31 protein-coding genes are annotated in these 23,916 nt (G+C 29.5%); 26 read left to right on the forward strand and 5 right to left on the reverse strand.

What is annotated here, in order from left to right:
• Nucleotides 1–20 precede the first annotated feature (20 nt).
• Entirely contained in the window at nucleotides 21–2,384 is a 2,364-nt protein-coding gene (locus L8X24_RS05000; protein ID WP_263663874.1) for a tetratricopeptide repeat protein, read from the forward strand.
• Here L8X24_RS05000 and miaA read toward each other — a convergent pair.
• Nucleotides 2,375–3,250 (reverse strand): tRNA (adenosine(37)-N6)-dimethylallyltransferase MiaA, encoded by an 876-nt coding sequence (gene miaA, locus L8X24_RS05005; RefSeq protein WP_263663875.1) that lies wholly within the window; start codon nucleotides 3,248–3,250, stop codon nucleotides 2,375–2,377. The two genes, L8X24_RS05000 and miaA, sit on opposite strands and share 10 nt — an antisense overlap.
• Before the next feature lie 69 nt (nucleotides 3,251–3,319).
• On the opposite strand from miaA, the gene mqnP reads away from it, so the two are divergent.
• From mqnP to purF, 22 genes are all read left to right on the forward strand, one after another.
• On the forward strand, nucleotides 3,320–4,195 hold the full coding sequence (mqnP, locus tag L8X24_RS05010) for a menaquinone biosynthesis prenyltransferase MqnP (protein WP_263663876.1): 876 nt from the start codon (nucleotides 3,320–3,322) through the stop codon (nucleotides 4,193–4,195).
• On the forward strand, nucleotides 4,186–4,689 hold the full coding sequence (locus L8X24_RS05015; protein ID WP_263663877.1) for a hypothetical protein: 504 nt from the start codon (nucleotides 4,186–4,188) through the stop codon (nucleotides 4,687–4,689). The genes mqnP and L8X24_RS05015 overlap by 10 nt, the downstream gene beginning before the upstream one ends.
• Nucleotides 4,682–5,203 (forward strand): hypothetical protein, encoded by a 522-nt coding sequence (locus L8X24_RS05020; protein ID WP_263663878.1) that lies wholly within the window; start codon nucleotides 4,682–4,684, stop codon nucleotides 5,201–5,203. The genes L8X24_RS05015 and L8X24_RS05020 overlap by 8 nt, the downstream gene beginning before the upstream one ends.
• A gap of 9 nt (nucleotides 5,204–5,212) precedes the next feature.
• Nucleotides 5,213–6,181, forward strand: coding sequence for a GTP 3',8-cyclase MoaA (moaA, locus tag L8X24_RS05025; RefSeq protein ID WP_263663879.1), 969 nt, complete (start codon nucleotides 5,213–5,215; stop codon nucleotides 6,179–6,181).
• Nucleotides 6,181–6,930, forward strand: a complete 750-nt coding sequence (locus L8X24_RS05030) for a 7-carboxy-7-deazaguanine synthase QueE (RefSeq protein WP_263663880.1) — start codon at nucleotides 6,181–6,183, stop codon at nucleotides 6,928–6,930. The genes moaA and L8X24_RS05030 overlap by 1 nt, the downstream gene beginning before the upstream one ends.
• A complete protein-coding gene (locus L8X24_RS05035) occupies nucleotides 6,927–7,511 on the forward strand; it encodes a 6-pyruvoyl trahydropterin synthase family protein (RefSeq protein WP_012662122.1) in 585 nt (194 codons plus the stop codon). The genes L8X24_RS05030 and L8X24_RS05035 overlap by 4 nt, the downstream gene beginning before the upstream one ends.
• Entirely contained in the window at nucleotides 7,511–7,711 is a 201-nt protein-coding gene (locus tag L8X24_RS05040; RefSeq protein WP_039668882.1) for a hypothetical protein, read from the forward strand. Before L8X24_RS05035 ends, L8X24_RS05040 begins: the two co-directional genes overlap by 1 nt.
• Nucleotides 7,711–8,121 carry a hypothetical protein gene (locus tag L8X24_RS05045; protein WP_039668881.1) on the forward strand — a complete coding sequence of 137 codons (411 nt, stop codon included), beginning with the start codon at nucleotides 7,711–7,713 and terminating at the stop codon, nucleotides 8,119–8,121. The genes L8X24_RS05040 and L8X24_RS05045 overlap by 1 nt, the downstream gene beginning before the upstream one ends.
• Nucleotides 8,121–8,783: a 16S rRNA (uracil(1498)-N(3))-methyltransferase gene (locus L8X24_RS05050; RefSeq protein WP_173776935.1), complete on the forward strand. Its 663-nt coding sequence runs from the start codon at nucleotides 8,121–8,123 to the stop codon at nucleotides 8,781–8,783. The genes L8X24_RS05045 and L8X24_RS05050 overlap by 1 nt, the downstream gene beginning before the upstream one ends.
• 77 nt (nucleotides 8,784–8,860) lie before the next feature.
• Nucleotides 8,861–9,061: a 50S ribosomal protein L31 gene (gene rpmE, locus L8X24_RS05055; protein WP_012662118.1), complete on the forward strand. Its 201-nt coding sequence runs from the start codon at nucleotides 8,861–8,863 to the stop codon at nucleotides 9,059–9,061.
• A complete protein-coding gene (rsmI, locus tag L8X24_RS05060) occupies nucleotides 9,061–9,879 on the forward strand; it encodes a 16S rRNA (cytidine(1402)-2'-O)-methyltransferase (protein WP_263663881.1) in 819 nt (272 codons plus the stop codon). Before rpmE ends, rsmI begins: the two co-directional genes overlap by 1 nt.
• A gap of 19 nt (nucleotides 9,880–9,898) precedes the next feature.
• Nucleotides 9,899–10,579, forward strand: coding sequence for a 23S rRNA (guanosine(2251)-2'-O)-methyltransferase RlmB (rlmB, locus tag L8X24_RS05065; RefSeq protein ID WP_263663882.1), 681 nt, complete (start codon nucleotides 9,899–9,901; stop codon nucleotides 10,577–10,579).
• Nucleotides 10,572–11,450: a hypothetical protein gene (locus tag L8X24_RS05070; RefSeq protein WP_263663883.1), complete on the forward strand. Its 879-nt coding sequence runs from the start codon at nucleotides 10,572–10,574 to the stop codon at nucleotides 11,448–11,450. Before rlmB ends, L8X24_RS05070 begins: the two co-directional genes overlap by 8 nt.
• Nucleotides 11,444–12,250 carry a hypothetical protein gene (locus L8X24_RS05075; RefSeq protein WP_263663884.1) on the forward strand — a complete coding sequence of 269 codons (807 nt, stop codon included), beginning with the start codon at nucleotides 11,444–11,446 and terminating at the stop codon, nucleotides 12,248–12,250. Before L8X24_RS05070 ends, L8X24_RS05075 begins: the two co-directional genes overlap by 7 nt.
• A gap of 12 nt (nucleotides 12,251–12,262) precedes the next feature.
• The gene (locus L8X24_RS05080) at nucleotides 12,263–13,465 is read left to right on the forward strand and encodes an LL-diaminopimelate aminotransferase (RefSeq protein ID WP_263663885.1); all 1,203 of its coding nucleotides are present in this window, start codon (nucleotides 12,263–12,265) and stop codon (nucleotides 13,463–13,465) included.
• Between the two features lies 1 nt (nucleotide 13,466).
• Nucleotides 13,467–14,720 (forward strand): homoserine dehydrogenase, encoded by a 1,254-nt coding sequence (locus tag L8X24_RS05085; RefSeq protein ID WP_220555476.1) that lies wholly within the window; start codon nucleotides 13,467–13,469, stop codon nucleotides 14,718–14,720.
• Entirely contained in the window at nucleotides 14,721–15,059 is a 339-nt protein-coding gene (locus L8X24_RS05090) for a YraN family protein (protein WP_263663886.1), read from the forward strand.
• Nucleotides 15,060–15,110: 51 nt separating this feature from the next.
• A complete protein-coding gene (gene trxA, locus L8X24_RS05095; RefSeq protein ID WP_012662110.1) occupies nucleotides 15,111–15,425 on the forward strand; it encodes a thioredoxin in 315 nt (104 codons plus the stop codon).
• Nucleotides 15,426–15,543: 118 nt separating this feature from the next.
• A complete protein-coding gene (gene trxB, locus L8X24_RS05100) occupies nucleotides 15,544–16,482 on the forward strand; it encodes a thioredoxin-disulfide reductase (RefSeq protein WP_263663941.1) in 939 nt (312 codons plus the stop codon).
• Between the two features lie 64 nt (nucleotides 16,483–16,546).
• A complete protein-coding gene (locus tag L8X24_RS05105) occupies nucleotides 16,547–16,846 on the forward strand; it encodes a PepSY-like domain-containing protein (RefSeq protein ID WP_070255351.1) in 300 nt (99 codons plus the stop codon).
• A 70-nt stretch (nucleotides 16,847–16,916) separates the two neighbouring features.
• Nucleotides 16,917–17,645, forward strand: a complete 729-nt coding sequence (gene dapB / locus L8X24_RS05110; RefSeq protein WP_263663887.1) for a 4-hydroxy-tetrahydrodipicolinate reductase — start codon at nucleotides 16,917–16,919, stop codon at nucleotides 17,643–17,645.
• On the forward strand, nucleotides 17,646–18,986 hold the full coding sequence (gene purF / locus L8X24_RS05115; RefSeq protein WP_263663888.1) for an amidophosphoribosyltransferase: 1,341 nt from the start codon (nucleotides 17,646–17,648) through the stop codon (nucleotides 18,984–18,986).
• Between the two features lie 3 nt (nucleotides 18,987–18,989).
• On the opposite strand, the gene L8X24_RS05120 is transcribed toward purF, so the two are convergent.
• The 4 genes from L8X24_RS05120 to ilvE are packed head-to-tail and all read right to left on the reverse strand — an operon-like array spanning nucleotide 18,990 to nucleotide 22,071.
• On the reverse strand, nucleotides 18,990–19,520 hold the full coding sequence (locus tag L8X24_RS05120) for a DUF2393 domain-containing protein (RefSeq protein WP_263663889.1): 531 nt from the start codon (nucleotides 19,518–19,520) through the stop codon (nucleotides 18,990–18,992).
• Nucleotides 19,520–20,056 carry a DUF2393 domain-containing protein gene (locus L8X24_RS05125; protein WP_263663890.1) on the reverse strand — a complete coding sequence of 179 codons (537 nt, stop codon included), beginning with the start codon at nucleotides 20,054–20,056 and terminating at the stop codon, nucleotides 19,520–19,522. Before L8X24_RS05125 ends, L8X24_RS05120 begins: the two co-directional genes overlap by 1 nt.
• A 17-nt stretch (nucleotides 20,057–20,073) precedes the next feature.
• Nucleotides 20,074–21,144: a prohibitin family protein gene (locus L8X24_RS05130; protein ID WP_263663891.1), complete on the reverse strand. Its 1,071-nt coding sequence runs from the start codon at nucleotides 21,142–21,144 to the stop codon at nucleotides 20,074–20,076.
• Nucleotides 21,145–21,156: 12 nt separating this feature from the next.
• On the reverse strand, nucleotides 21,157–22,071 hold the full coding sequence (ilvE, locus tag L8X24_RS05135) for a branched-chain-amino-acid transaminase (RefSeq protein WP_039642344.1): 915 nt from the start codon (nucleotides 22,069–22,071) through the stop codon (nucleotides 21,157–21,159).
• Between the two features lie 97 nt (nucleotides 22,072–22,168).
• Between ilvE and L8X24_RS05140 the strand changes: the two genes are divergently transcribed.
• The 3 genes from L8X24_RS05140 to L8X24_RS05150 are packed head-to-tail and all read left to right on the forward strand — an operon-like array spanning nucleotide 22,169 to nucleotide 23,900.
• A complete protein-coding gene (locus L8X24_RS05140; RefSeq protein ID WP_263663892.1) occupies nucleotides 22,169–22,375 on the forward strand; it encodes a tautomerase family protein in 207 nt (68 codons plus the stop codon).
• Nucleotides 22,372–22,833: a thioredoxin-dependent thiol peroxidase gene (gene bcp, locus L8X24_RS05145; RefSeq protein WP_263663893.1), complete on the forward strand. Its 462-nt coding sequence runs from the start codon at nucleotides 22,372–22,374 to the stop codon at nucleotides 22,831–22,833. Before L8X24_RS05140 ends, bcp begins: the two co-directional genes overlap by 4 nt.
• Entirely contained in the window at nucleotides 22,827–23,900 is a 1,074-nt protein-coding gene (locus tag L8X24_RS05150; RefSeq protein ID WP_263663894.1) for an epoxyqueuosine reductase QueH, read from the forward strand. The genes bcp and L8X24_RS05150 overlap by 7 nt, the downstream gene beginning before the upstream one ends.
• Nucleotides 23,901–23,916: the final 16 nt, after the last annotated feature.

The raw sequence follows: 23,916 nt of genomic DNA on the forward strand, positions 1-23,916 counted from the left end.
ATATTGCTATAATCACGCTTATGATAAGGGTTTTATTTTTATTTTTATTAAGTATAACTTATACATTTTCTTTTGAAATTATTGTTAATAAAGGAGAAGAGCATAAACGCCCTTTTACGCTTTTGCATTTAAAAGATGATAAGGATTTTACTTGCAAAAGTGTTTTTGAATTTGAAAAAACCCATTTTGAGTGCAATGTTTTAGGTGTTAGCAATATGCAGTTTCAAAATAAAGAATTTGATGATTTTACGATTTATTTTGAAAAGCACCAAACTTTTTTGACAATCAAAATCTATCCTAAAATTTTAGCTAAGATGTTTAATTATTCCCAAGATATTTTTAATGCTAAAGAAATTCAAAGTCAAAGTGGAGATGCTTCTAAGCATTTTGTATTTATTTTTACCAAAGATTTAAGGTATTATAAACCTAGCGATGGGCTTGATTTTGATATTTATTTTGATGATGCATTAATGCCTTATATTGGAGCATTAGATTTAAATTCTAATCCTATGGAAACTTCAAAAAGTGCAGATTTTAACGCTTATTTTAGTATAAAACAAGAATATGAGGCAAAAAAATATGATCAAGTATTAAGAGATACTGTTAATGCTATTAAGCGTTATCAAGGTAGTGTATTTATGAATGAATTTGAGCTTTATAAGTTAAGAGCGCAAAATAAACTTTATACTTATGAACTTGATAAAGACCAAGTAATTTTAGAACAAATGTTAGATGATGCTAAAAGATGGGTAAGAACTTATATTAACGATAAAGATTATACAGAAGTGATGTATATTATGATGAGAGTTTATATGGGTTTATCACAAAGATCAAATGTTGAATATATTATAGATACTTTAAATACTGAGCATAAAGGCGATAAATACACTATAATGGCTTTACTTGATTATGCAGATTATTTATATCATTTAGGTAAGAAAAATACCGCAAATAATATTTATCAAGATGTGTATTATTCTACTCCAAATGCAGATTTAGCTAGTAGGGCTGCTTTATTTTTATCAAAAAATTATTTAGAAACTCAAAATACAAAAGAAGCCAAAGAGTTGGCAAATAAAATTTTAGAATCAAACCCTGAATTTTTCATGAGCGATTTAGAAAATTCTTTATTATTAGCAAAAGCTTTTGCTAATAATAGGGTTTATGATTTAAGTTCTAAAATTTATGAGTATATTTTTACGCATTTAACCAAGGTAGATAAAGAATATGAAAGAGTATTAAAAGATCTTGCCTTGTCTTTATTAAATGCAAATGAACATATTAAAGCTCAAAAATATTTAGATCTTTATGCAGAAGATTTTCCTTTGGGTGAATATGTGAGTTTAATTAAAGAAGCGCAAGATAAAAACTTTTTATATTTAAAAGATGCTAATGCAAGCTTTTTGCATCAAAAATATGAAGAAATTATGAAAAAATACGCTGGAGAAATTTCTAGTAAGGCGCTGTTTGATAATGTCAAATTATATTTTCAAGAAAAAAATTATGAAAAGGTTATAAGTTATCAAAAAGACATTGAAAAATACTCCAATAAAGAAGTAAAAAATCTTTTAGAACAAGCTGCTATTTTGGTTTTAGAGCAAAGATTAAAAAATGATGAGTGTTTGGCTGCTATTAAAATATATGATGATTTTAAAGCCTATAATATAGGAGGCAAAATACAAAATAAAAAACAAATGCTTGAGTGTTTTAAACGCACAACGCGCATAGAAGAAGCTAAAAAATACATAGTGGAAAATGAAAACGATGATATTATCTTTTATAAGCTTCAAAGTGCTGATTTAGCTCTTAAAGATAAGCGTTATAACTTTGTTATAAAAACAATTAATGATATTTTAAATACAAGAACGATTATTAGTGATAATGAAAAATTTGAAGCAAATTATATTAAATTTTTTGCTGAGCTTAGATTACAAGATTATAATGCCATGATAAGAACTTTACAAAAACTAGAGCAATTTCCTATGAATTATCGTATGGTGGAATTATATTATGAGTTTTTGCGTTATTGTGAAAAAAATAATTTTCTAACAAGTATTTTAAACTATGCTCCAAAGGCTATTGATTATCAAAACTTAAAGGGAGTAAATCTTTTTAGTCCCGATTTAGAATTTATCTATATCAAAGCTTTAAAACAAAGCAATCAAGCTCAAAAAGCCTTAACTTTGTTTAAAGACTTACTTGCTAATCCTTTAAAAGATGATGAGCGCGCAAGAGTTTTTTATGTGCAAAGCAATATTTATGAAGATTTAAAAGATGTGCAAAATCAAAAACAAAGTTTGCAAAATTGTATAGATATTAACGCAACGGGTAATTGGCAAAATTTATGTAAAGATAAATTAAATGTCTTAAATACTCAGCCTTGATATTTTTTTAAAATATAAGCTTTTAAATTCTCATAAGCACTTTGAAAATCTAAAATTTCTTTATTGAATTTTTTATTAAAAGTTCTTTGTCTTTTGGCAAGTTGTCTTGTGTGAATGATGATGAGCTCTTCAAGCTCTTTTAGATTTATTTTTTTATCTAAAAACTCTTTGCATTCTTTTAAACCTATGGAATTTAGTGCTTTTAAATTATGATCATAATTATCAAATAACATTTTAGCTTCATCTACTAAACCCTCATTTAGCATATTTTTAGTGCGCTTAATAATGCGTTTTTCTAAAAGATCTTTTTGCCAAGAAATTTCAAAAATATCAAGTTTTTTAATCAAAGCTTCTTGTTTGGTTTCTTTTAAAACTTCACTTGGAATTTTATTAGTTTGCTCATAAATTCCAAGCCATTTTTTCAAACGATAAGTATCGTTTTTTTCTATTTTTACTTGTGGATCAATTTTTGTCATTAAATGATAAATTTCATCATTACTTAGTGCGCTTTGGCTTTCTTTGAAATTTTCACTCAAGCCATCCATTAAAGCTTTTAAATAAAAGCTAGTTCCACCTGTGATAATAAGCATTTTATTATTTTTTTTGGCAAAAGCCTTTGCTTTTTTGTATTCTTCAAAAAACAAAGCGATGTTAAAATGCTCATTGACATTTAATAAATTTATGCCAAAATAATCAAGCTCGTCTAAGGTTTTTTGTTCTGTTTTGGCTGAAGCGATGTTGATTTGTTTATACACGCAAAGACTATCAAGGCTTAAAATACTTGCATTAAATTCATAAGCTAGTTTATTAGCAAGTTCTGTTTTGCCACTTGCAGTGGTTCCAATGAGTGCAAATTCAAAAAACATCGTAAAAATATCCTAAATTTAAAATTATTTTAGTAAAATCATAACAAAAATATATTATAAAGAGAAAAAATGCCTATATTAAAAGAAAAATTAAAAGATATTTTAGATTTGATTGTTTTTAAGCATTCTATTTTTGCCCTACCTTTTTTATTTACTTCAATGATTGTAGCTTCTGTTATTTTAAATGATAGCACTTGGTTTGGCTTTAAGGCTTTATTTTTGGGTGTTATTTGTGCAGTGAGTGCAAGAAATTTTGCAATGGCGATTAATCGTTTGATGGATGAGGATATTGATAAAAATAATCCAAGGTGTGCAAATAGACCTAATATCGATGGGCGTATAGGTAAAACTAGTATTTTACTTTTTATTATTTTAAATGCTATTGTTTTTGTTTTGGCAAGTTATTTTATTAATAAATTAGCCTTTGCTCTTTCTTTGCCGGTATTGTTTATTTTAGCTATTTATTCAGCTTTTAAAAGATTTTCATCCTTAGCGCATTTAGTATTAGGATTTTGCCTAGGGCTTGCTCCTATTGCAGGTAGCATTGTAGTTTTGGGAAGTATTGAAATTTATAGTGTGATTTTGTGTTTGGGTGTTACTTTTTGGACAGCTGGTTTTGATTTGCTTTATGCTTTGCAAGATATGGAATATGATAAAAAAACAGGCTTGTACTCTATACCTGCTAAATTTGGACTTGAAGCAACCTTATTTATCTCAGCGTTTTGTCATGTTTTAGCAGTACTTTTTTGGCTTTTATTTGTTTGGGTGGCTCCAACGGGAAATATTGCCTTTTTAGGCGTGATAATTAGTGCGATTATTTTATTTTTTGAGCACCGCATAGTTAGAAAGAATTTTGCAAAAATCGATAAAGCATTTTTTACTTTAAATGGGTATTTAAGTATAGTGTTTTTTATATTTATTTGGGTTGATCTTTTATGGAGATAAATTTTTTTAAAAGCTCATTAGAGCTTGAGTTTGAAGAGAGCAAAGAAAGATATGAAGAGTTTTTGCAAGAATATCTTTCAAGTAATAATTATGTCAATTTAAACAAATGGAAAAAGCTTGCCTCAAGAGTGGAATTTAGCGAAGGTGAGCAAATTATTTTTGATTTGCTTATGGATTTAAAACAAGAATTGTATTTGATAAAAAATGATATCAATAAAACAAAATTATTTACAGATTTAAAATATAAAGCTTTTGTGGTAGGTGTAAATTTTGCACACATTCAATTTAAAGAAAAGTGTTTGACTCAAGATGAGGAATATTATGCAAGATTTGAGTTAAATGGTCAAAAAATTAGTATTTTTTTTAAAGCTTTAAATGAAAATGAGGCAAAAATCACACAAATAAAAGCAGAAGATGAGCTTGTGTATGATAATTTTGTGGCAAATATGCAAAGAGCGATGATTAAGATTTTAAAGGAGCAAGAAAATGGGTAGTGATTTATTATTGTGGCTTGTGGTAGCTTTATTAATTTTTGCTATGTTTGCTTATATGATGATAAAAGAAAAAGAAAGTATTGCTAAGATTAACGAGCTTGGTAAGATGATAGAAGATTTAAATAAGCAATATCATTATTTAAAAAAAGAAAGTTTAGATGAACAAGAGCAAGAAAAAGAGGAAATAGATACTGAAGCCATTAAAGAAGAGCTAAAAGAAGAACTTTTGCAGGTATTAGAACAAAAAATTAATCAAAATATCCTTCCTATTTTAAGTGCTTTAAAAGAAGTAGAAGAGGTGATTGAAGAATTTCAAAGTGAGCAAAAAAATCGTTTATTAAATTTAGAACAAAAAACCCAAAGTATTACAAAATTAAGCCCAAGCTATGATAATGAAGAACAAAAGGTAATAGAGCTTTTTAATCAAAAAAAATCCATTGAGCAAATTGCCAAAGATTTGCGTATAGGTATGGGCAGGGTTGAGCTTATTTTGAAATTTAATAAATTATTATAAAGGCCTTTGATGTTGGTAGATAGTTATGGAAGAGTGATTGATTATTTAAGAATTTCAGTAACACAAAGATGTAATTTTCGTTGCCTTTATTGTATGCCAAAAACTCCATTTGAATGGAGTGCTAAGGAAAATCTTTTATCATTTGAAGAACTTTTTATGTTTGTTAAAGTTTGCATCGATGAAGGAGTTAAGAAAATTCGTATTACAGGTGGTGAGCCTTTAGTAAGAAAAGATTTGCATAAATTTATTGCTATGATTAGTGAGTATAAGCAGGATATAGACTTAGCACTTACTACTAATGCTTCTTTATTAAAACAACAAGCAAAGGATTTAAGACAGGCAGGTTTAAAAAGAATTAATATCTCTTTAGATACCTTAAAAGAAGAAGTGGCTTTTAAGTTAGCCCAAAAAAATATACTTAAAGATGTGTTAAATGGTATTAATGAGGCCTTAGAATTAGGCTTTAATATTAAATTTAACACCGTAGCTCTTAAAGGGATTAATGATAGTGAATTTATCGATCTTTTAGAATTTGCCAAAGCACGCAAAAGCCAAATTCGCTTTATAGAATTTATGGAAAATTATCATGCTTATGGAGATTTAAAAGGCTTAAAATCAGCAGAAATTTTAAATATTATTGCTCAAAAATATTCTTTTAAACAAGGACAAAAAAGTCCAAATGCACCTGCGACTATTTATGAGCTTGAAGATGGGTATGAGTTTGGCATTATTGATCCACATAGCCATGATTTTTGTGATAGTTGTAACCGTATAAGACTTTCAGCTGAAGGGCTTTTAATACCTTGTTTATATTATGATGAAGCTTTAAGCATTAAAAAGGCTATACGTAATAAAGACATAGCAGGTGCTTGTGAGGTTTTAAAAACCGTGATAAAAAATAAATCAGAAAAAAATAGATGGGCAGAAAATGAGGCTAATCAAAGTTCTACAAGAGCCTTTTATCAAACAGGTGGATAATGGAAGTTGTTGAAACTTTTTTAAGCTTGCAAGGTGAGGGAAAATATAGTGGAAATTTGGCTATATTTGTAAGGTTTGCTGGGTGTAATTTTAACTGCGTAGGCTTTGGAGTAAAAAAAGAAAAAGATTCTAAAATACTTTTGGGCTGTGATACTATAAGAGCTGTCTTTACCAAAGAATTTAAAACTTGTTATAAAACATATACTTCAGTAAAGCTTTTTGATGAGGTTTTAAAACTAGCAAATTCACGCAAAGCTATGGTTGTTATTACAGGTGGTGAGCCTTTATTAAATTATCAAAATAAAGATTTTTTGTGTTTTATTAATTTGCTTTTAGAAAATGACTTTAAAGTGCATTTTGAAACAAATGCAAGCATTGAAATTGATTTTGAAAAATATCCTTTGTATAAAAAATGTTATTTTGCTTTGGGTGTAAAGCTTAGTAATAGCGGGGTTAAAAAAGAAAAAAGGATTCATAAAAAAGCGTTGAAAGCTTTTAAACGCTATGCTAAAGATAGTTTTTATAAATTTGTTTTAGATAAGGATTTTTTACAAGAAAATAAAGCCTTAGGCGAAATTAATGAAATTTTACAAATTTGTGAAAATGAGGTATTTTGCATGCCTATGGGGTCAAGTGAAGAAGAAATTTCTAAAAATGCCTTAAGTGTTGCTGAATTTTGTATAAAAAATGGATATAATTACTCCGATAGATTGCATATTAGAATTTGGGGAGATAAAGAAGGCGTATGATTATTAGAAAAATGTTTGAATTTGAAAATGCTCATATTGTTAGATTTTGTAGCTCCAAGCGATGTAAAACAAGCATACATGGCCACTCTTATAAGGTAGAAATTTTACTTGAGAGTAAATACCTTGACAATGCGGGAATGGTATATGATTTTGGTTTGTTAAAAGATGAAATAAAACAAATTATTGATAGTTTTGACCATGCTATTACGCTTTTTAAAGATGATGATAAAGTTTATTTAGAAGATATGAAAAAACACTCACAAAGATGGGTAAGTTTACCTGTGAATGTAAGTGCAGAAAATTTTGTACGCATATTTTTTGTACTGATAGATACCTTGCTTTTAAAGACTAAGATGGTCAATGGCGAGCAAGGTGTTAGCTTAAAAAGTATTATTGTGCATGAAACAAGAACAGGCTATGCACAAGGTTTTAGAGAAGATGCTTATAGTGAGTTTTTACCAAAGATAAATTTGGCAGATATTGAATTTTCACAAGCTATAAGCGATGAATGGAAAGATAAAGATTTTTTTAAAAAACTTCAAGATGCAAATTTTGTTTTTATTAATCAAAAGGAGGTGTAATGAAAAAGATTTTATTGATTGTGCCATTATTGTTTTTTATTGCTTGCTCAAGTCAAGAAGATACAAGCGTAAAAAAAGAGGTGCAGACTGAGCAAGTTCAAATTGAGCAAAGTGATTCTAATGTGATTATAGATGATGATACGCTTCCTATACCTGTAGATGATGATATCAAAGATGAAAATAACACACAAGGACAGTGATGGATCAAAGTTATGAGTTTTTTTTAGCATTGCATGTATATAGTTTATACGCAAATGGCTTTTTAATGTTGTTTTATTTGTATTTAACTCAAAGTAGTTTTTCGCAAGAGTTTATTTTTATAAAAAGAATTCGCCTATTTTTGCCAATTTATTATTTATTTTTAGCAATTACACTTTTTACAGGAAGTTTGCTTTGGGCTTTAAAGCATTTTGAGCTAAATTTATACATGCTTTCTATGTGGTTTTGTTGGATTTTTATCTTTGCTTTGGCTATTTATCAATTTGTTTTATTTAAAAAAGCAAGATTGTTCAAACGTTATGCTAAATTTAGATTTTTAAGCTTTTTTATTTTGTGTTCGGGTATATTTTTACTTTTTGTGCCTTATTTGCTTCAAAGGTTTTATTTTTAATGCGATTTTTATATCACCCACAAAGTGGTGCTTTAAATTTAGAGCTAGAAAATGAAGCTTTCTTGCATTTAAAAGCTAGAAGAATTAAAGTAGGCGATAAAATCATATTAAAAAATTTAAAAGATTTTTTTGCTTATACTTATGAATGCATAGAGTTTTCTAGACGCTCATGTGCATTAAATTTACTTGATAAAAAAGAAGAAAAACAAGAATTAAAAACGCATTTACACCTAGCTTTAGCGGTGATTGATCCAAAGATTATAGAAAAAACCTTACCTTTTTTAAACGAGCTTGGAGTAGCAAAGCTTTCTTTTGTGTATATGGATTATTCACAAAAGAATTTTAAATTAGATTTTAAAAGAATGGAAAAGATTCTTATAGAATCATCCCAGCAATGCGGTCGTGCCTCTTTAATGGAGCTTGAAAGCTTTGGTGATTTTAAAAAATTTCAGCAAGTTTATAAAAATATTGTTTTAATAGACTTTGAAGGTGAAGATTTGATGAGATTTGAACCTAGTGAGCATGTGTTTTTAATAGGCGCTGAAGGTGGATTTTCGCAAAAAGAAAGAGGGGAGAATGTAAAAAAAGCAAAATTACAGGCTGATTTTATACTTAAAGCGCAAACAGCTTTAATAGGGGTTGCTTCAAAATTCATAATTTAAAAACATGCTTAAATTTAGCTATTTTTTATATAAAAATTTATATAATTACGCCTTAATGTTTTGAAAAAGGATAAACAATGAAAAAAGAAATTCACCCAGAATATGTAGAATGCAAAGTTAGTTGTGCTTGTGGAAATTCTTTTACTACTAAGTCAAATAAACCAGAAATTAAAGTTGATATTTGCTCAAGTTGTCATCCATTTTTTACAGGTAGTGAAAAAATCGTAGATGCTGCGGGTCGTGTAGAGAAATTTAAGAAAAAATACGCAATGCAATAATGTTATATTTTATTCCTACGCCCATAGGAAATTTAAACGATATTTCTTTTCATTCTTTAGAAATTTTACAAAAATGCAAACTCTTTTTATGCGAAGATACGAGAGTTTGCAAATCCTTAGTTCATCTCCTTAATGAAAAATTTAATTTAGAAATAAAACCTGATAAATATTTAGCCTTACATACTCATAATGAAAAAGATTTTTTAGCAAAAATAGATGATGATTTTTTTAAACAAGATGTTGCATATTTGAGTGATGCGGGTATGCCAGGTATTAGCGATCCGGGGCAATTTTTAATTGAATATGCCGTTAAAAATAATATTGATTATGAAGTCTTGGCAGGGTCAAATGCTGCTTTACTTGCATTAGTTTCAAGTGCATTTTGTAAAAAAGAATTTATTTTTATGGGTTTTTTGGCTAATAAAAATCCTCAAAGACAAAAAGATATTGAAAATTTAATGCTTAATCCTTATCCTAGTATAGTCTATGAAGCACCTACTAGGATACTTAATTTAGTAGAAGAAATTAGTAAAATTGATCCTTTAAGAGAAATTTTTATCATAAAAGAAGCAACAAAGAAATTTGAAGCCAAATTTAGAGCAAATGCCTTAGAAACTTTAGAAAAATTAAAAACAATGAACTTGCGTGGCGAATGGTGTGTAGTCGTAAGTGCTAAAGAAAAGCAATTTCACCAAAATACCTTGTGTGAGCAAGATATTTATGAACTTGATTTGCCTTTAAAAACAAAGGCAAAGCTTCTTTCAAAAATCAATGCGAAATCTCCAAAAGAAAATTATCAAAAACTGCTTTTAAGTTGAATTTGGTTATTATTTAAAAATGATAGTTTATGGTAAGCAAGTGTTTTTTTATATCTTAGAAAAGCACAAAGAAAAAATTAAAGAAATTTATTTAGCAAAAGAATGTGAAAAAGCTGATTTTTCAAAAATAGCAAAGGCATCAAAAAAAATTAAAAAACTTGATTTTAAGGCCGCGCAAAGTTTGGCAAGAGGTGGAAATCATCAAGGTTTTTTAATGGAAATTGATGATTTTGAATTTAGCTCTTTTGAGAGTTTAAAAGAAAAAGATTTTATAGTTATTTTATATAATATTAGCGATGTTGGAAATATAGGCGCTATCGTGCGTAGTGCTTATGCTTTGGGTGCTGATGGGATTATTTTGGTAGCTAAAAGCGTGGCTATGGATGGAGTTATTCGTGCAAGTAGTGGCGCGGCTTTAGATATGAAAATAGTTTTAAATGATGATATTTTAAGCATGATAAATGAATTAAAACAAAAAGGTTTTTATATCTATGCTAGCGCAAGCGGAGGTAGTGATATACATACTATCAAGGCCAAAAATAAAAAAGTTTTGATTATGGGAAGTGAGGGTTTTGGTATAGCACCAAAGGTGCTTAAAAAATGCGATGAATGTGTAGGGATAAAAATGCACAATGATTTTGATAGTTTAAATGTTAGTGCAGCATTTGCAATACTTTGCGATAGGATGAAAAATGGATAGTTGGAAAAAATTAGAAGATTTAAATTTATTAGAAGTTCAAAAAAGAACACAAATAGAAATAACTTGTCTTGAATATATTATTAAAAAAGATTTTAAGTCTTTATCTCGTTTTAATATAAATGGTTTTATCAAAATTTTACAAAGAGAATATGAGCTTGATTTTTCTAGCTTTTTAGAAGAATATCATGCCTATTTAGAAGAAAATGGTATTGAGAAAAAAAATCATGTGCATATTGCTCCTAGAATGAACTCATATACCAAAGAAAGCTCAAGTGTATGGTATATTGTAATTATAGTAGTAGTGCTTTTGATAGTGGCTTTAGCTTGGGGTGTTTCAAGATTTTTCCAAAGTTCCACACTAGATGAAAATACTACTAATGTGCTAAATCAAGAACAAATTATCTTAGAAGAAAAAGTTGATGAGAATGAAACTCCGGTTCTTAATTTTTTTGCTGATGAAACCACAGAAAATAATGAAACAAACACAAGTGCTATTTTAGAACCAATAGATGAGAGTAATAATACTATAGAAGAAACATTAGAGGGTAATACTAGTTTAAATATGCCTGAAGAAAATATGGTTTTGCTTAAAGAAAGTATTATAAAACCAAGCGCTGAGCTTTGGCTTGGTATGGTGGATTTAAAAACTTTTAGAAAAAGTTCTTTAACTATTAAAAATGATTATACTTTATCTTTAGATAAAGATATGCTTATTACTACGGGTCATGCTGCTTTTAGTTTAAATGATGAGAATAATAATACTTTAGAGTTTAAAAATGGTGTGTCTAAGTTTTTAATGATTAAAGATGGTAAAATCAAACAAATTACAAAAGCTGAGTTTATAAAAGAAAATAAAGGAAAATTATGGTAAGAATTTTAATATTTTCCATTTTTTTTGCTCTTAATGCTTTTGCGCTAAGTGCTTTAGAAGTTGCTAAGCATATTGTTAATGATAATTCTAAAGATGCACAATTGGAACTTTTGTTTGCAAGAAATGATTATAAAGATGAGCGTGGAAATGTAGATATTTACACTATTTCTCAAATTTTAAAAACCAATTCTTTGGCAAATTTTATATTAAATGAACCAAAAACTTTAACTTTTAGTTTTAAAGCCCAAGCTGATTCTGTTTTGTTTTTTAAAACTATTAATGATACTTTAAATGAACTAGGTTATATTTATTTTATACCAACTGAATTAACTTTAAGGGAAAACTATATCACATATAAGTTAGCTGTAGATTCTCAGTACATGCTTGATCCAGGAGTTTTTTATAAGGCTTTGCTGGGTAGTTCTGTTTTTATTAAAGATATTTATAAAATTTCAGAGTTAAATTATGAATATGAGCTAGATTTTTCAAAAGCAAAACCTAAAGTTAATACTCAAATTCCATTAAATACTATTACTCAATTAAACAAACCTTTAAGAGAATATATTATTGATTTGCAAGGTGCAAAAAGTATGGAGCTTAGTGCGCACAATCTTGATTCTTGGTTTTGCAAAATTCAATTTTTAGATAAAAACTTGAATTTTATACAAGGTGTAGAAAATACACATAAGCAAAATGAAGTAAATGTAAATATACCATTGGGCGCAAAATATGCTATTATAGGAGATATGTTTAGCCTTGATAATATAAAAAGGGGTTTAAAAATTTACTTAAGACGCTAAAAAGGACGGACGATGTTTGAAGAAATTCATTTTAATACCATAGAAAGACTTCCAAATTATGTTTTTGCTGAAGTTAATGCGATTAAAATGGCAGCAAGAAGAGCAGGGGAGGATATAATAGATTTTTCTATGGGAAATCCTGATGGCAAAACTCCTCAACATATTATAGACAAGCTTTGCGAAAGTGCAAATAAAGACAAAACTTCAGGGTATTCTGCTTCGAGTGGAATTTATAAACTAAGACTTGCAATTTGTAATTGGTATAAAAGAAAATATGATGTTGATTTAGATCCTGAAAGTGAAGTAGTTGCAACGATGGGCTCTAAAGAAGGCTTTGTAAATTTAGCAAGAGCTGTTATTAACCCAGGAGATGTAGCTATTGTGCCTACGCCTGCTTATCCTATACATACTCAAGCTTTTATCATAGCAGGTGGTAATGTAGCAACTATGAATTTTGATTTTAATGAAAATTATGAATTAAACGAAAATACTTTTTTTGAAAATTTACAAAAAACACTGCATGAAAGTATTCCGCGTCCAAAATATGTAGTGGTAAATTTTCCGCATAATCCTACAACAGTTACAGTGGAAAAAAGTTTTTATGAGAGATTGGTTGCTATGGCAAAAAAAGAAAGATTTTATATTATTTCTGATATTGCTTATGCGGACTTAACTTTTGGCTCTTATAAAACTCCTTCGATTTTTGAAGTTGAAGGTGCTAAAGATGTAGCAGTAGAAACCTATACACTTTCAAAATCTTACAACATGGCAGGTTGGCGTGTAGGTTTTGTGGTAGGTAATAAACGCTTAATTGCGGCTTTGAAAAAGATCAAATCTTGGTTTGATTATGGTATGTATACGCCTATACAAGTTGCTGCTACTGTAGCTTTAGATGGAGATCAAACTTGTGTTGAAGAGATTAAGGCAACTTATGCAAAAAGATTGGAAGTCTTACTGGAATCATTTTACCAAGCAGGATGGGAATTAAAAAAGCCTAATGCAAGTATGTTTGTTTGGGCAAAACTCCCTCAAAGCAAGGCCCATCTTGGTAGTATGGAATTTTCTAAGCAGCTTTTACAAAAAGCAAATGTAGCAGTAAGTCCTGGAGTTGGCTTTGGTGAAGCGGGTAATGAGTATGTTAGAATAGCTTTAATAGAAAATGAAAATCGCATTCGTCAAGCAGCAAGAAATATCAAAAAATACTTAAGAGAATAAAATGAAAATAGCGATTTTAGGCTATGGCACGGTAGGAAGTGCTGTTGTAGAAACTTTGTTAAAAAATCAAGATTTAATTAAAGCAAGATGTGATGAAGAAATTCTTCCGGTAATTGCTTTAGCAAGAAGTGCAAAGCCAAATGCATTGATTCCTGTGGTTAATGATATTGATGAGGTTTTAGAGCGTGAAGATATCGATGTATTTGTGGAGTTAATGGGTGGTATTGATTTACCCTTTGAGATAATTTCAAAAATTTTAAAAAGAAAAAAATCAGTAGTAACTGCTAATAAAGCTTTACTTGCTTATCATCGTTATGAGCTTGAAAAATTAGCACAAGATACAGCTTTTGGTTATGAGGCAAGTGTAGCGGGTGGAATTCCTATTATTAAAATTTTAAAAGAGGGTTTGAGTGCCAATAATATCGTTTCTATCAAAGGCATTTTAAATGGCACAAGTAATTATATTTTAAGCAAGATGGCAGAAGATAATGCCAAATTTCAAGAGGTATTAAAAAAAGCCCAAGATTTAGGATATGCTGAAGCTGATCCTACTTTTGATATAGAAGGATTTGATGCTGCGCACAAGCTTTTAATTTTAGCAAATATTGCTTATGGACTAAGAGTAAAACCTGAGGATATCTTGATTGAGGGTATTAGTAAGGTAAGCGATGAGGATATTTATTTTGCAAAGGAATTTGAGTACACCATAAAACATTTAGGTATTGCTAAAATAAAAGATGAAAAAATAGAATTAAGGGTTCATCCTGTTATGTTAAATAAAGATAAAATGTTAGCAAAAGTTGATGGGGTGATGAATGCTATCAGTATAGATGGGGATATTTTGGGCGAAAGTTTATACTATGGTCCAGGAGCAGGTGGTAAGGCAACTGCAAGTGCTGTTGTAGCAGATTTAATTGATATAGCAAGAAAAGAAAAAAATAGTGCTATTTTTGGATATTTAAACGATACTTCTTATAAGCTTTTAAATAAGGATGAAATTTATACAAGGTATTATCTAAGATTAAAGGTATTAGATAAAATAGGGGTTTTATCAAAAATTACACAATTAATGAGCGAACATCAAATTTCAATTGATACTTTTTTGCAAAAGCCAAAAAAAGAAAAGCAAGATTGTAGTACTTTATTTTTTATTACTCATCAAACTTATGAAAAAAATATACAAATTTTAACTCAAAAACTTAAAGAACAAGAATTTGTTAAAGATGATGTTTTTATGATGAGAATAGAAGATTAAATGGTTTTATCACAGTATCTTTTTGGTATAAAAGGTGAAGATATAGCATGTGAATATCTTAAAAATAAAGATTTTGAAATTTTAGAAAGAAATTTTCATTCTAAATTTGGAGAAATTGATATTATTGCTAAAAAAGATAAAATTTTACATTTTATTGAAGTTAAAAGTACACAAGGAAATTATGAAGTAGCCTATAGACTAGATGGCAAAAAATTTAACAAAATTATTAAAACCATAGAGTATTACTTTATGAAACACAAAAGTAATGAAAATTTTCAATTAGATTTACTTTGCGTGTATAAAGATGATATAAAACTTTTAGAAAACATTAGTTATTAAGAGAATGTTTATTTTAATCTAATAAAATCTTAAAAAATTAAAGGAGATAACATGGGAAAATATATTGATTTAACTGCAGAAAATTTTGCACAAGCAAAAGAAGGTGTAGCTTTAGTAGATTTTTGGGCTCCATGGTGCGGACCTTGTAGAATGCTTGCACCGGTAATTGATGAGCTTGCAAATGATTTTGATGGCAAGGCTAAAATTTGCAAAGTAAATACAGAAGAGCAAGGTGATTTAGCTGCGCAATTTGGTGTAAGATCTATTCCAACTATCTTTTTCTTTAAAGATGGTGAAGTGGTTGATCAATTGGTTGGTGCTCAATCAAAACAAGTTTTAGCAGATAAACTAAACTCACTTTTATAATCTCAAGCCACTTTTAGTGGCTTTTCTTCATATTTTTTACTATTTAATAATTTTTATTATTTATAATTAAAGAAAAATTTGTATAATATCTCTGAAATAAATCACAAGGAAAACAATGATGTTAGATTTAGCTATTATAGGCGGTGGCCCTGCTGGTTTAAGTGCGGGATTATATGCTACTAGAGGCGGATTAAAAAATGTTGTAATGTTTGAAAAAGGTACACCAGGTGGGCAAATAACTTCAAGTTCAGAAATTGAAAATTATCCTGGAGTTGCACAAGTTTTAGATGGAATTTCTTTTATGGCTCCATGGAATGAGCAATGTATGCGTTTTGGTTTAAAACATGAAATGATAGGTGTAGAACAAATTAGCAAAAATACTGATGGTAGTTTTAATATTAAATTAGAAAATGGTAAAGTCGAACAAGCAAAGGCTGTTATTGTTTGTACAGGTTCTACCCCACGTCGTGCAGGTTTTAAAGGCGAGGATGAATTTTTTGGCAAAGGTGTAAGTACTTGTGCAACTTGCGATGGATTTTTTTATAAAAATAAAGAAGTAGCTGTTTTAGGTGGAGGAGATACAGCCTTAGAAGAGGCATTGTATCTAGCTAATATTTGCTCAAAAGTATATTTAATCCATAGAAGAGATGAGTTTAGAGCAGCGCCTTCAACGGTAGAAAAAGTAAGAAATAATGATAAAATAGAATTAATCACAAATGCAGTAGTTGATGAGGTTTGTGGTGATAATATGGGTGTTAATAAGGTAAAAATAGCATTTAATGATGGCTCTAAAAGAGATCTTGATGTACCTGGAATTTTTACCTTTGTTGGATTGAACGTGAGAAATGAAATCTTAAAACAAGAAAATGGTGAGTTTTTATGTGCTATGGAAGAAGGTGGTCAAGTGGGTGTTGATCTTAAAATGCAAACTAATATAGCAGGGTTGTTTGCAGCAGGTGATTTAAGAAAAGATGCTCCAAAACAAGTAATATGTGCAGCAGGCGATGGAGCAGTCGCAGCACTTAGTGCTTTAGCATATATTGAAAACTTGCATTAATCTTCACATAAATTTCACAAAAATTAATTAAGATTCTCCTATAAAAAATCAAGGAGAATCTAAAATGAAAAAAATACTAATTCTAAGTACAACTTTAGCACTAATGGCTAGTGCAAATATTACACAACAAAATACTAATTCATATCAACAAAATATGCCTCATATGCCTCAGCATAATCCTTATGCGCAAAATTATTATGGGCTTTCTAAACCTATTATGGATAAAATTCAAAGTTCTTTTCCTGGAGCTTTTATTGTAGATGTGGATTGGGAAGAATTTGGTTATGAAATTAAACTAAGTAATAATATGGAAATGTTTTTTGATAGAAATGGAAATTTTTTAGGGCAAAAATGGGATGATTAATTAAAAGCGTTATTTGCTTTTAAATAAATAAACGCTACAATTTTCCAAATTCTAAAAAGGCAGATTTAAAATGATTAATATTGGAATCCATGGAAGTAATGGGCGTATGGGTACTCAAATAAGACTTTGCCTAGAAGATGATGAGCAGGCAAAGGCTAGTGCGTTTTTTGATCAAGGATCAAATTACGAAGATTTTTTTAATAAATGTGATGTAATTATTGATTTTTCTACTCCAAAGGGTTGTGAGGATTTGCTTTTATATGCAAGAAGTAATCCCAAGCCTTTGGTGATAGGTACTACAGGTTTGGATGCTAAGCAAAATGAGTTAATGCAAAGTGCAAGTATTACTATGCCTATTCTTTATGCAACTAATATGTCTTTGGGTGTGGCGATTTTAAAAAAGCTTTCTTATTTAGCTAGTGAGGCTTTGAGAGATTTTGATATAGAAATACTTGAAATGCACCATAATAAGAAAAAAGATGCTCCAAGTGGTACCGCAATGACTTTAGCACAAAATGTTGCTAAGGCTAGAAATTTAGACTTAGAAAAGGTCAGAGTAAGCGGTAGAGATGGGATTATTGGACAAAGAAGTAAAGATGAAATCGCGGTGATGAGTTTAAGAGGCGGTGATATAGTAGGTTCACATAGGGTTGGTTTTTACAATGAAGGTGAATTTATAGAATTAAATCATACGGCTACTTCAAGAGCTACTTTTGCAAAAGGTGCGATAAAATGTGCAAAATGGTTAGCTTCTCAAGAAAATGGCTTATATGATATAGATGATTGTTTAGGAATTTAAATGTGTGCAGTAGTTGGAGTAATTAATTCAAAAAATGCAAGTACGGTGGCTTATTATGCTTTATTTGCAATGCAGCACCGTGGACAAGAGGCAAGTGGGATTAGCGTAAGTGATGGTTTGAGTATCAAAACACACAAAGCTAAAGGTGAAGTAGGGCAAATTTTTAATACACAAATTCTAGCAGGATTAAAAGGCGAGATAGCCATAGGACATAATCGTTATTCTACTGCAGGAAATTCTTCTTTGCATGATGCCCAACCTGTTGCAGCTACTTGTTCTTTGGGTGATATTTCTTTAGTGCATAATGGAAATTTGATTAATAAAGAAGAAGTTAGAAAAGAACTGATTAACAACGGGGCTATTTTTCATTCTAATATGGATACAGAAAATGTGGTACATTTAATAGCAAAAAGCAAAAAAGAAACTTTAAAAGATAGATTTATAGAAAGCTTGACTCAAAGCAAGGGAGCGTATTGCTTTATGCTTGCTAGTAAAAATCAACTTTTTGTAGTAAGAGATCCTTATGGGGTTAGACCTTTATCTTTGGGTAGATTAAAAGATGGTGGGTATATTGTAGCGAGTGAAACTTGCGCTTTTGATTTGATAGAGGCTGAATTTATCCGCGATGTAAAACCAGGTGAGATGTTGATTTTTACTCAAGGTAGTTATGAGTTTGAAAGCATTCAAGTATTTGATAAGACAGACCCAAGAATTTGTGCATTTGAGTATATTTATTTTGCTAGACCTGATAGTATTATAGAAGGTAAAAGCGTATATGAAGTGCGTAAAAAAATGGGTGAAGCCTTGGCTAAAAAATTTAAAGAAAAAGTGGATTTTGTAGTGCCAGTTCCAGATAGTGGTGTAAGTGCTGCTATAGGTTTTGCGCAATATTTAAAAATCCCACTTGAAATGGCAATAGTGAGAAATCACTATGTTGGAAGAACTTTCATAGAGCCAACTCAAGAAATGAGAAATTTGAAGGTAAAATTAAAACTCAATCCTATGAAAAAAGTCTTAGAAGGCAAAGATATAGTGGTGATTGATGATAGTGTGGTAAGAGGAACAACTTCTAAAAAAATTATTGCTCTTTTAAAACAAGCAGGTGCAAGAAAAATCCATTTAGCGATTGCATGTCCAGAAATTAAATTTCCTGATATTTATGGTATAGATACACCTACCTTTGAAGAATTAATCTCAGCTAATAAAAGCGTTGAAGAGGTTAGAGAGTATACAGGTGCAGATAGCTTGACTTTTTTGGATATTAATGAACTAGTTTCAAGTATTGGCGATGAAAGAAAATACTCTTTAATTAGTTTTGATGGGGATTATTTTATTAAATAATCCTTATCTGCATTTTAATTGTTTAAATACCTTATAGCTTTGAAAATGAGGTGGTAATCCCACTTCAAATGAAAAATCTTTATAAGTATGCCCTGGTAAATTTTTTGCAATATTGATATTATATGAAGCATCTCTTTGTTCTTGATTTGCTCTTTTTATGCTATCAAAATTTTGTTGATTAAAGATTTCACCACTTACCTCATGTTTTTTGTTATCATCAATTATCCTAAGTTCTAAAAAGCATTCAGAAATTTTAAAATTAGTATCATTAGTTACTCTACCTTTTACAATAATACTTTCTGTTGCTAAGCGTCTGTAGGTTGAAAAATTACTCAAACTTGCTTTTTTGGTATATTGATCTATAGTTAATAGTAATGAAATGGTTAAAATTAATGCTAGTATAAAACTCACTATGCAAAAAATAATCATATATTTTTTATTTTGAACTTTTAAGTAAAGCAAAACCCAAGTTAAACCTGTAGAAGCTAACATAATAACAATGATTAAAATATGAAAAAATGTAAAATATCCCATTAAAAACACTTTGAACTAATCTCAATGTCAAAATTTTGACCTTCTTTAAAATCGGAAAATTTGGTTTTTAAATTAATAGTTTGTTGTGGATTTATTGTTTTTTCTATCATGGTTGATTTGCTTCTTAGAGGTTTTATAGTATGTATTAAATTTTTAAAAGTACTATTATCATCACTTTTCTTAAAAACTTCTACTTTTAATTTGCAGTATCTAAAGCTTTTTTTAGAAGTATTTGTTAAGCTATAATCAACGCTGAGTGAGTTATCGTATACAAAAAATTGAGCATTATCTAAGCTGGTTATTCTTGATCTAACTTTAGTATCAATTAAAAAATATCCTAAATAAGCGATACCTGCTGAACATAAAATTCCTAAAAAAATCACCATAAAGGCAAAAGCAGGCTTGTTTCTGATGATTAAAGCTAAAAATAAAGTGATAATGAAAAAAAATACAACCAAGGCCATTAATAAAAAATCTATTAAGTGTAAATGAGTAGTATAAAAAATCATTTGCTCTCGAATGTGCTGGGCATTCATTATCACTTCTTTAGTTTTTAATTTGCTACTGAGCTTGTTCTTTTACTATCTTTGCTATCAACCCAAATATTTGGCACAGCTCCACCAGGTGTTAAGAAAATTTTGGCATCTTTATTAACCTTAAGTGCTTCGTTAAACTGCTTTTGAGTTTCAATTTGTTTTAAATCAAGCAAAGGGTTATTTAAACTTTTTGCTATTTCTCTATTTGAATACGCTTGTGCATCAGCTTCTATTTTAACTGCACTTGCTCTACCTTTAGCACTAATTATGGTTGCATTTGCTTCCCCTTCAGCTAAAGCTGCTTTTTTAAGTGCTTCTTGATTAGCTCTTTCTACTTCGTATTTGGTTCTTTCAGCCTCTTGTTTAGCAATTTGTACTCTTTCAATTTGCTCTTTTACTTTTATAGGCAAGATAATCTCTCTAAGTTGAACTGCTTGAAGCTCAGCAGGCTCATTTGGCTGGCTTTCTATAGTTTTTCTAATGCCTTGATCAATTTGCACTGCTATGGTGTTACGATTGGTTGGAAGCTCTTCTGCAGTATATTGACCTACCACATTTCTTACTACATCTCTTACAACTGGGTCAATGATTTTATTTTCCCAATTAAGCCCCCAAGTAGCTATGGTTTGAGGAACTTGTAAAGGATTTAATCTATATTGAACGGTTACATCAATAGACACAGGCAAACCTCTTGAATCAAGTACAGAGATACTATTTTTATTTACAACCCCTGAGCCTATTTGTAAATTTTCATTTACGCCTTCAATAGAAGCATAATTAATTTGTCTTACTCTAGTATCTACTATAGTGATTTTTTGTAATACTGGCATAAAAAAATGAAGTCCTGGTTCAAGCGGAGTAGGGCTGTATTTACCCGTGGTAGACTTGATTCCCATTTCCCCTGAATTAACTATTGCAAAAGGTTTAAAAAGCGCAAAGACTAAAACAATTGCAATCGCGCTATAAATTAATGGAGAAAATTTTCCAAAACCTTTGAAATTAAATTCTGGGGCTTTGAAATTTAAATTTTGCTTATTGTTGTTTTGATTGTTTTTTTTATTAAAATAATCATTCAAATCAGCTGGCATTTAGTTCCTTTGTTAAATATAAGTTAGCATAGAAGCGTATTTTTCATTGCGTCCATAAACTATATCAAAATACGCATTTTGGAGCTTTGTTGTTAGCTCACCTCTTTTTCCATTTCCTATGATTCTTGCGTCAATATTATTTATTGGGGTTATTTCTGCTGCAGTTCCTGTGAAAAATGCTTCATCAGCCACATAAACTTCATCTCTTGAAATTCTTTGGCGCACTACGCTTATGCCCAAATCATGTGCAATTTTTAAAACAGTATCTTGGGTAATACTTTTTAATGAAAAATCATTTGGCGGGGTGATTAATTTCCCGTCTTTAACCATAAAAAAGCACTCGCCTGTCCCTTCTGCTACAAAACCTTCTTCATCAAGCATTAAAGCTTCTTCATATCCTGCTTCTATAGCTTCATATTTAGCCATTTGAGAATTTAAATAATTTGCACTTGCTTTGGCTTTACCTAGGCTAGATTTTACGCTATTTCTAGCAAAAGAAGAAATTTTAACCTTAATACCTTTTTCTAAGCCTTCTTCGCCCAAATAAGCACCCCATTCCCAAGCAGCAATAGCTACTCTAACAGGAGCTTTAGCATGATAAACTCCCATAGTTCCATCACCCAAAAAGATCAATGGGCGCAAATAAGTGTTATTTTGAAAATCATTTGCTCTTAAAAGTTCAACTTGTGCATTTTCAAGTTCTTTTTGAGAAAAAGGTGAGTTGATTAAAGTGATTTTTGCAGACTCTAAAAGTCTTTTGGTATGTTCTTTTAATCTAAAAATTGCTAAACCATTTTGTGTTTTATAAGCTCTTGTTCCTTCAAAAACTGCATTTGCATAATGTAATGAATGTGTTAAAACATGAATTTTTGCATCATCAAAATCAATGATTTTTCCATCCATCCAAATTTTTTTTGCCCTAATCATGAGTAAGCCTTTATTGAAAATAAAACTAATTTTATCAAAAATATACTAATAATTGCTAGAATATAGTAAAATTCTTTATTTAAAGCAAGGAAAAACAATGCCTATTATTAGCATCAAACTCGCTAAACCAGAATTTAGCAAAGTACAAAAAGAAGAGTTAATAGCAGATATTACAGAGCTTTTGCATACAAAATATAATAAACCAAAGCAAAATATAGTCATAATGCTAGAAGATATTGAGCCATATAATATTGCTTTTGGTGGTGAAAGTGTAGAAAAATTAAGAATGAAAGGTAAAAAATGAAAGAATTACAAATTGGCGATAAAGCCCCAGTTTTTGAACTTTTAAATCAAGATGGGGTTAAAATTTCTCTAAGTGATTTTTTGGGTAAAAAAATTATTTTGTATTTTTATCCAAAAGATAATACTCCAGGTTGTACTACACAAGCTTGTGAATTTAGTCAAAATTATGATGATTTTTTAGGGCAAAATGCTGTGATTATAGGTATTAGCCCAGATAGTGTGAAATCACATGAAAATTTTATAAAAAAATATGATTTAAAACACACTTTATTAAGTGATATTGAAAAGGAAATTTGCAAACTTTATGGTGCTTGGGGTTTAAAGAAAAATTATGGAAAAGAGTATGAAGGGCTTATAAGATCTACTTTTGTAATTGATGAGGAAGGAAATATCACAAAAATTTATAAAAATGTAAAAGCAAAAGATCATGCTTTTAAGGTGTTAAAAGAATTATGTTAGTTCATATTTGTTGTAGCGTGGATAGTCATTATTTTATACAAGAATTAAGCAAAGCCTATCCTGAAGAAAAAATCATCGGATATTTTTATGATCCAAATATTCATCCATATAGTGAGCATGAGCTTAGATTTTTAGATGTTAAACGCAGTTGTGATAAATTAGGTATTAAACTTTATAAGGGTGAATATGAGTATGAAAAATGGCTTGAGAGTGTAAAGGGCTATGAGGATGAGCCTGAAAAAGGTGCAAGATGTCAAATTTGTTTTGATTTTAGAATGCATAAAAGTGTTGAATTTGCTCAAAAAATAGGAGAAAAAAAACTTACAACAACTCTTTTAACATCTCCTAAAAAAGATTTAGAGCAACTAAAATTAGCATTACAAAAAGAATGTGATAAATTTGGCATAGAGTTTTTAGCGCCTGATTTTAGAAAAAATGGAGGCACGCAAAGACAATTTGCCCTAGCAAAGCAAGATATGCTTTATCATCAAAATTATTGTGGTTGTATTTATGCGCTTTCTAAGCAAAAAGGTCAAAAAGCCTTTATAGATGAGCTGATGAGTCCTATTAATAAACAAATATTGCCTTCAAGTATAGAAGAAAAAATTAAATTCTATAACCAAGTAAAAAATTTAGAAAAAAAGGGCATTAAATTTGAAATTCAAAGAGAGAAATTTTTAAATTATCGTTTGTTAAGGGCTTTGATAAAACAAAACAAGCAAGCTATAAGAACTCATATTTTATTTTACTCACATTTTAAAAATTCTTACACTAAATTTAGTATTTTAGATGAGGGTTTAAAGCATTATAAAAGTGCAAAGGATGAGATTAATTTATGGAGTTTTGATTATTTTAATAGCTTATGTAAAATGCGATTTAAAAATTACGAAGATTTTTTACAAAATCCTTTAAAAATAGAGCAAGAAATCAAAATAAGACAAAAGTATTTTGGTGCTTATGATCTTTCACCGGTGATTATTGTTGAAAATATTATTAAAGGTGCTTATGAATTTATGGCAAAAAGTGAAATTTATTTTGATAGCAAAGAAAAGATTGTGAAGTTATAAAACTTAATTAATTTAT

The organism is Campylobacter sp. CNRCH_2015_0814 (assembly GCF_025772765.1).
In the GTDB taxonomy this organism is placed as follows: domain Bacteria; phylum Campylobacterota; class Campylobacteria; order Campylobacterales; family Campylobacteraceae; genus Campylobacter_D.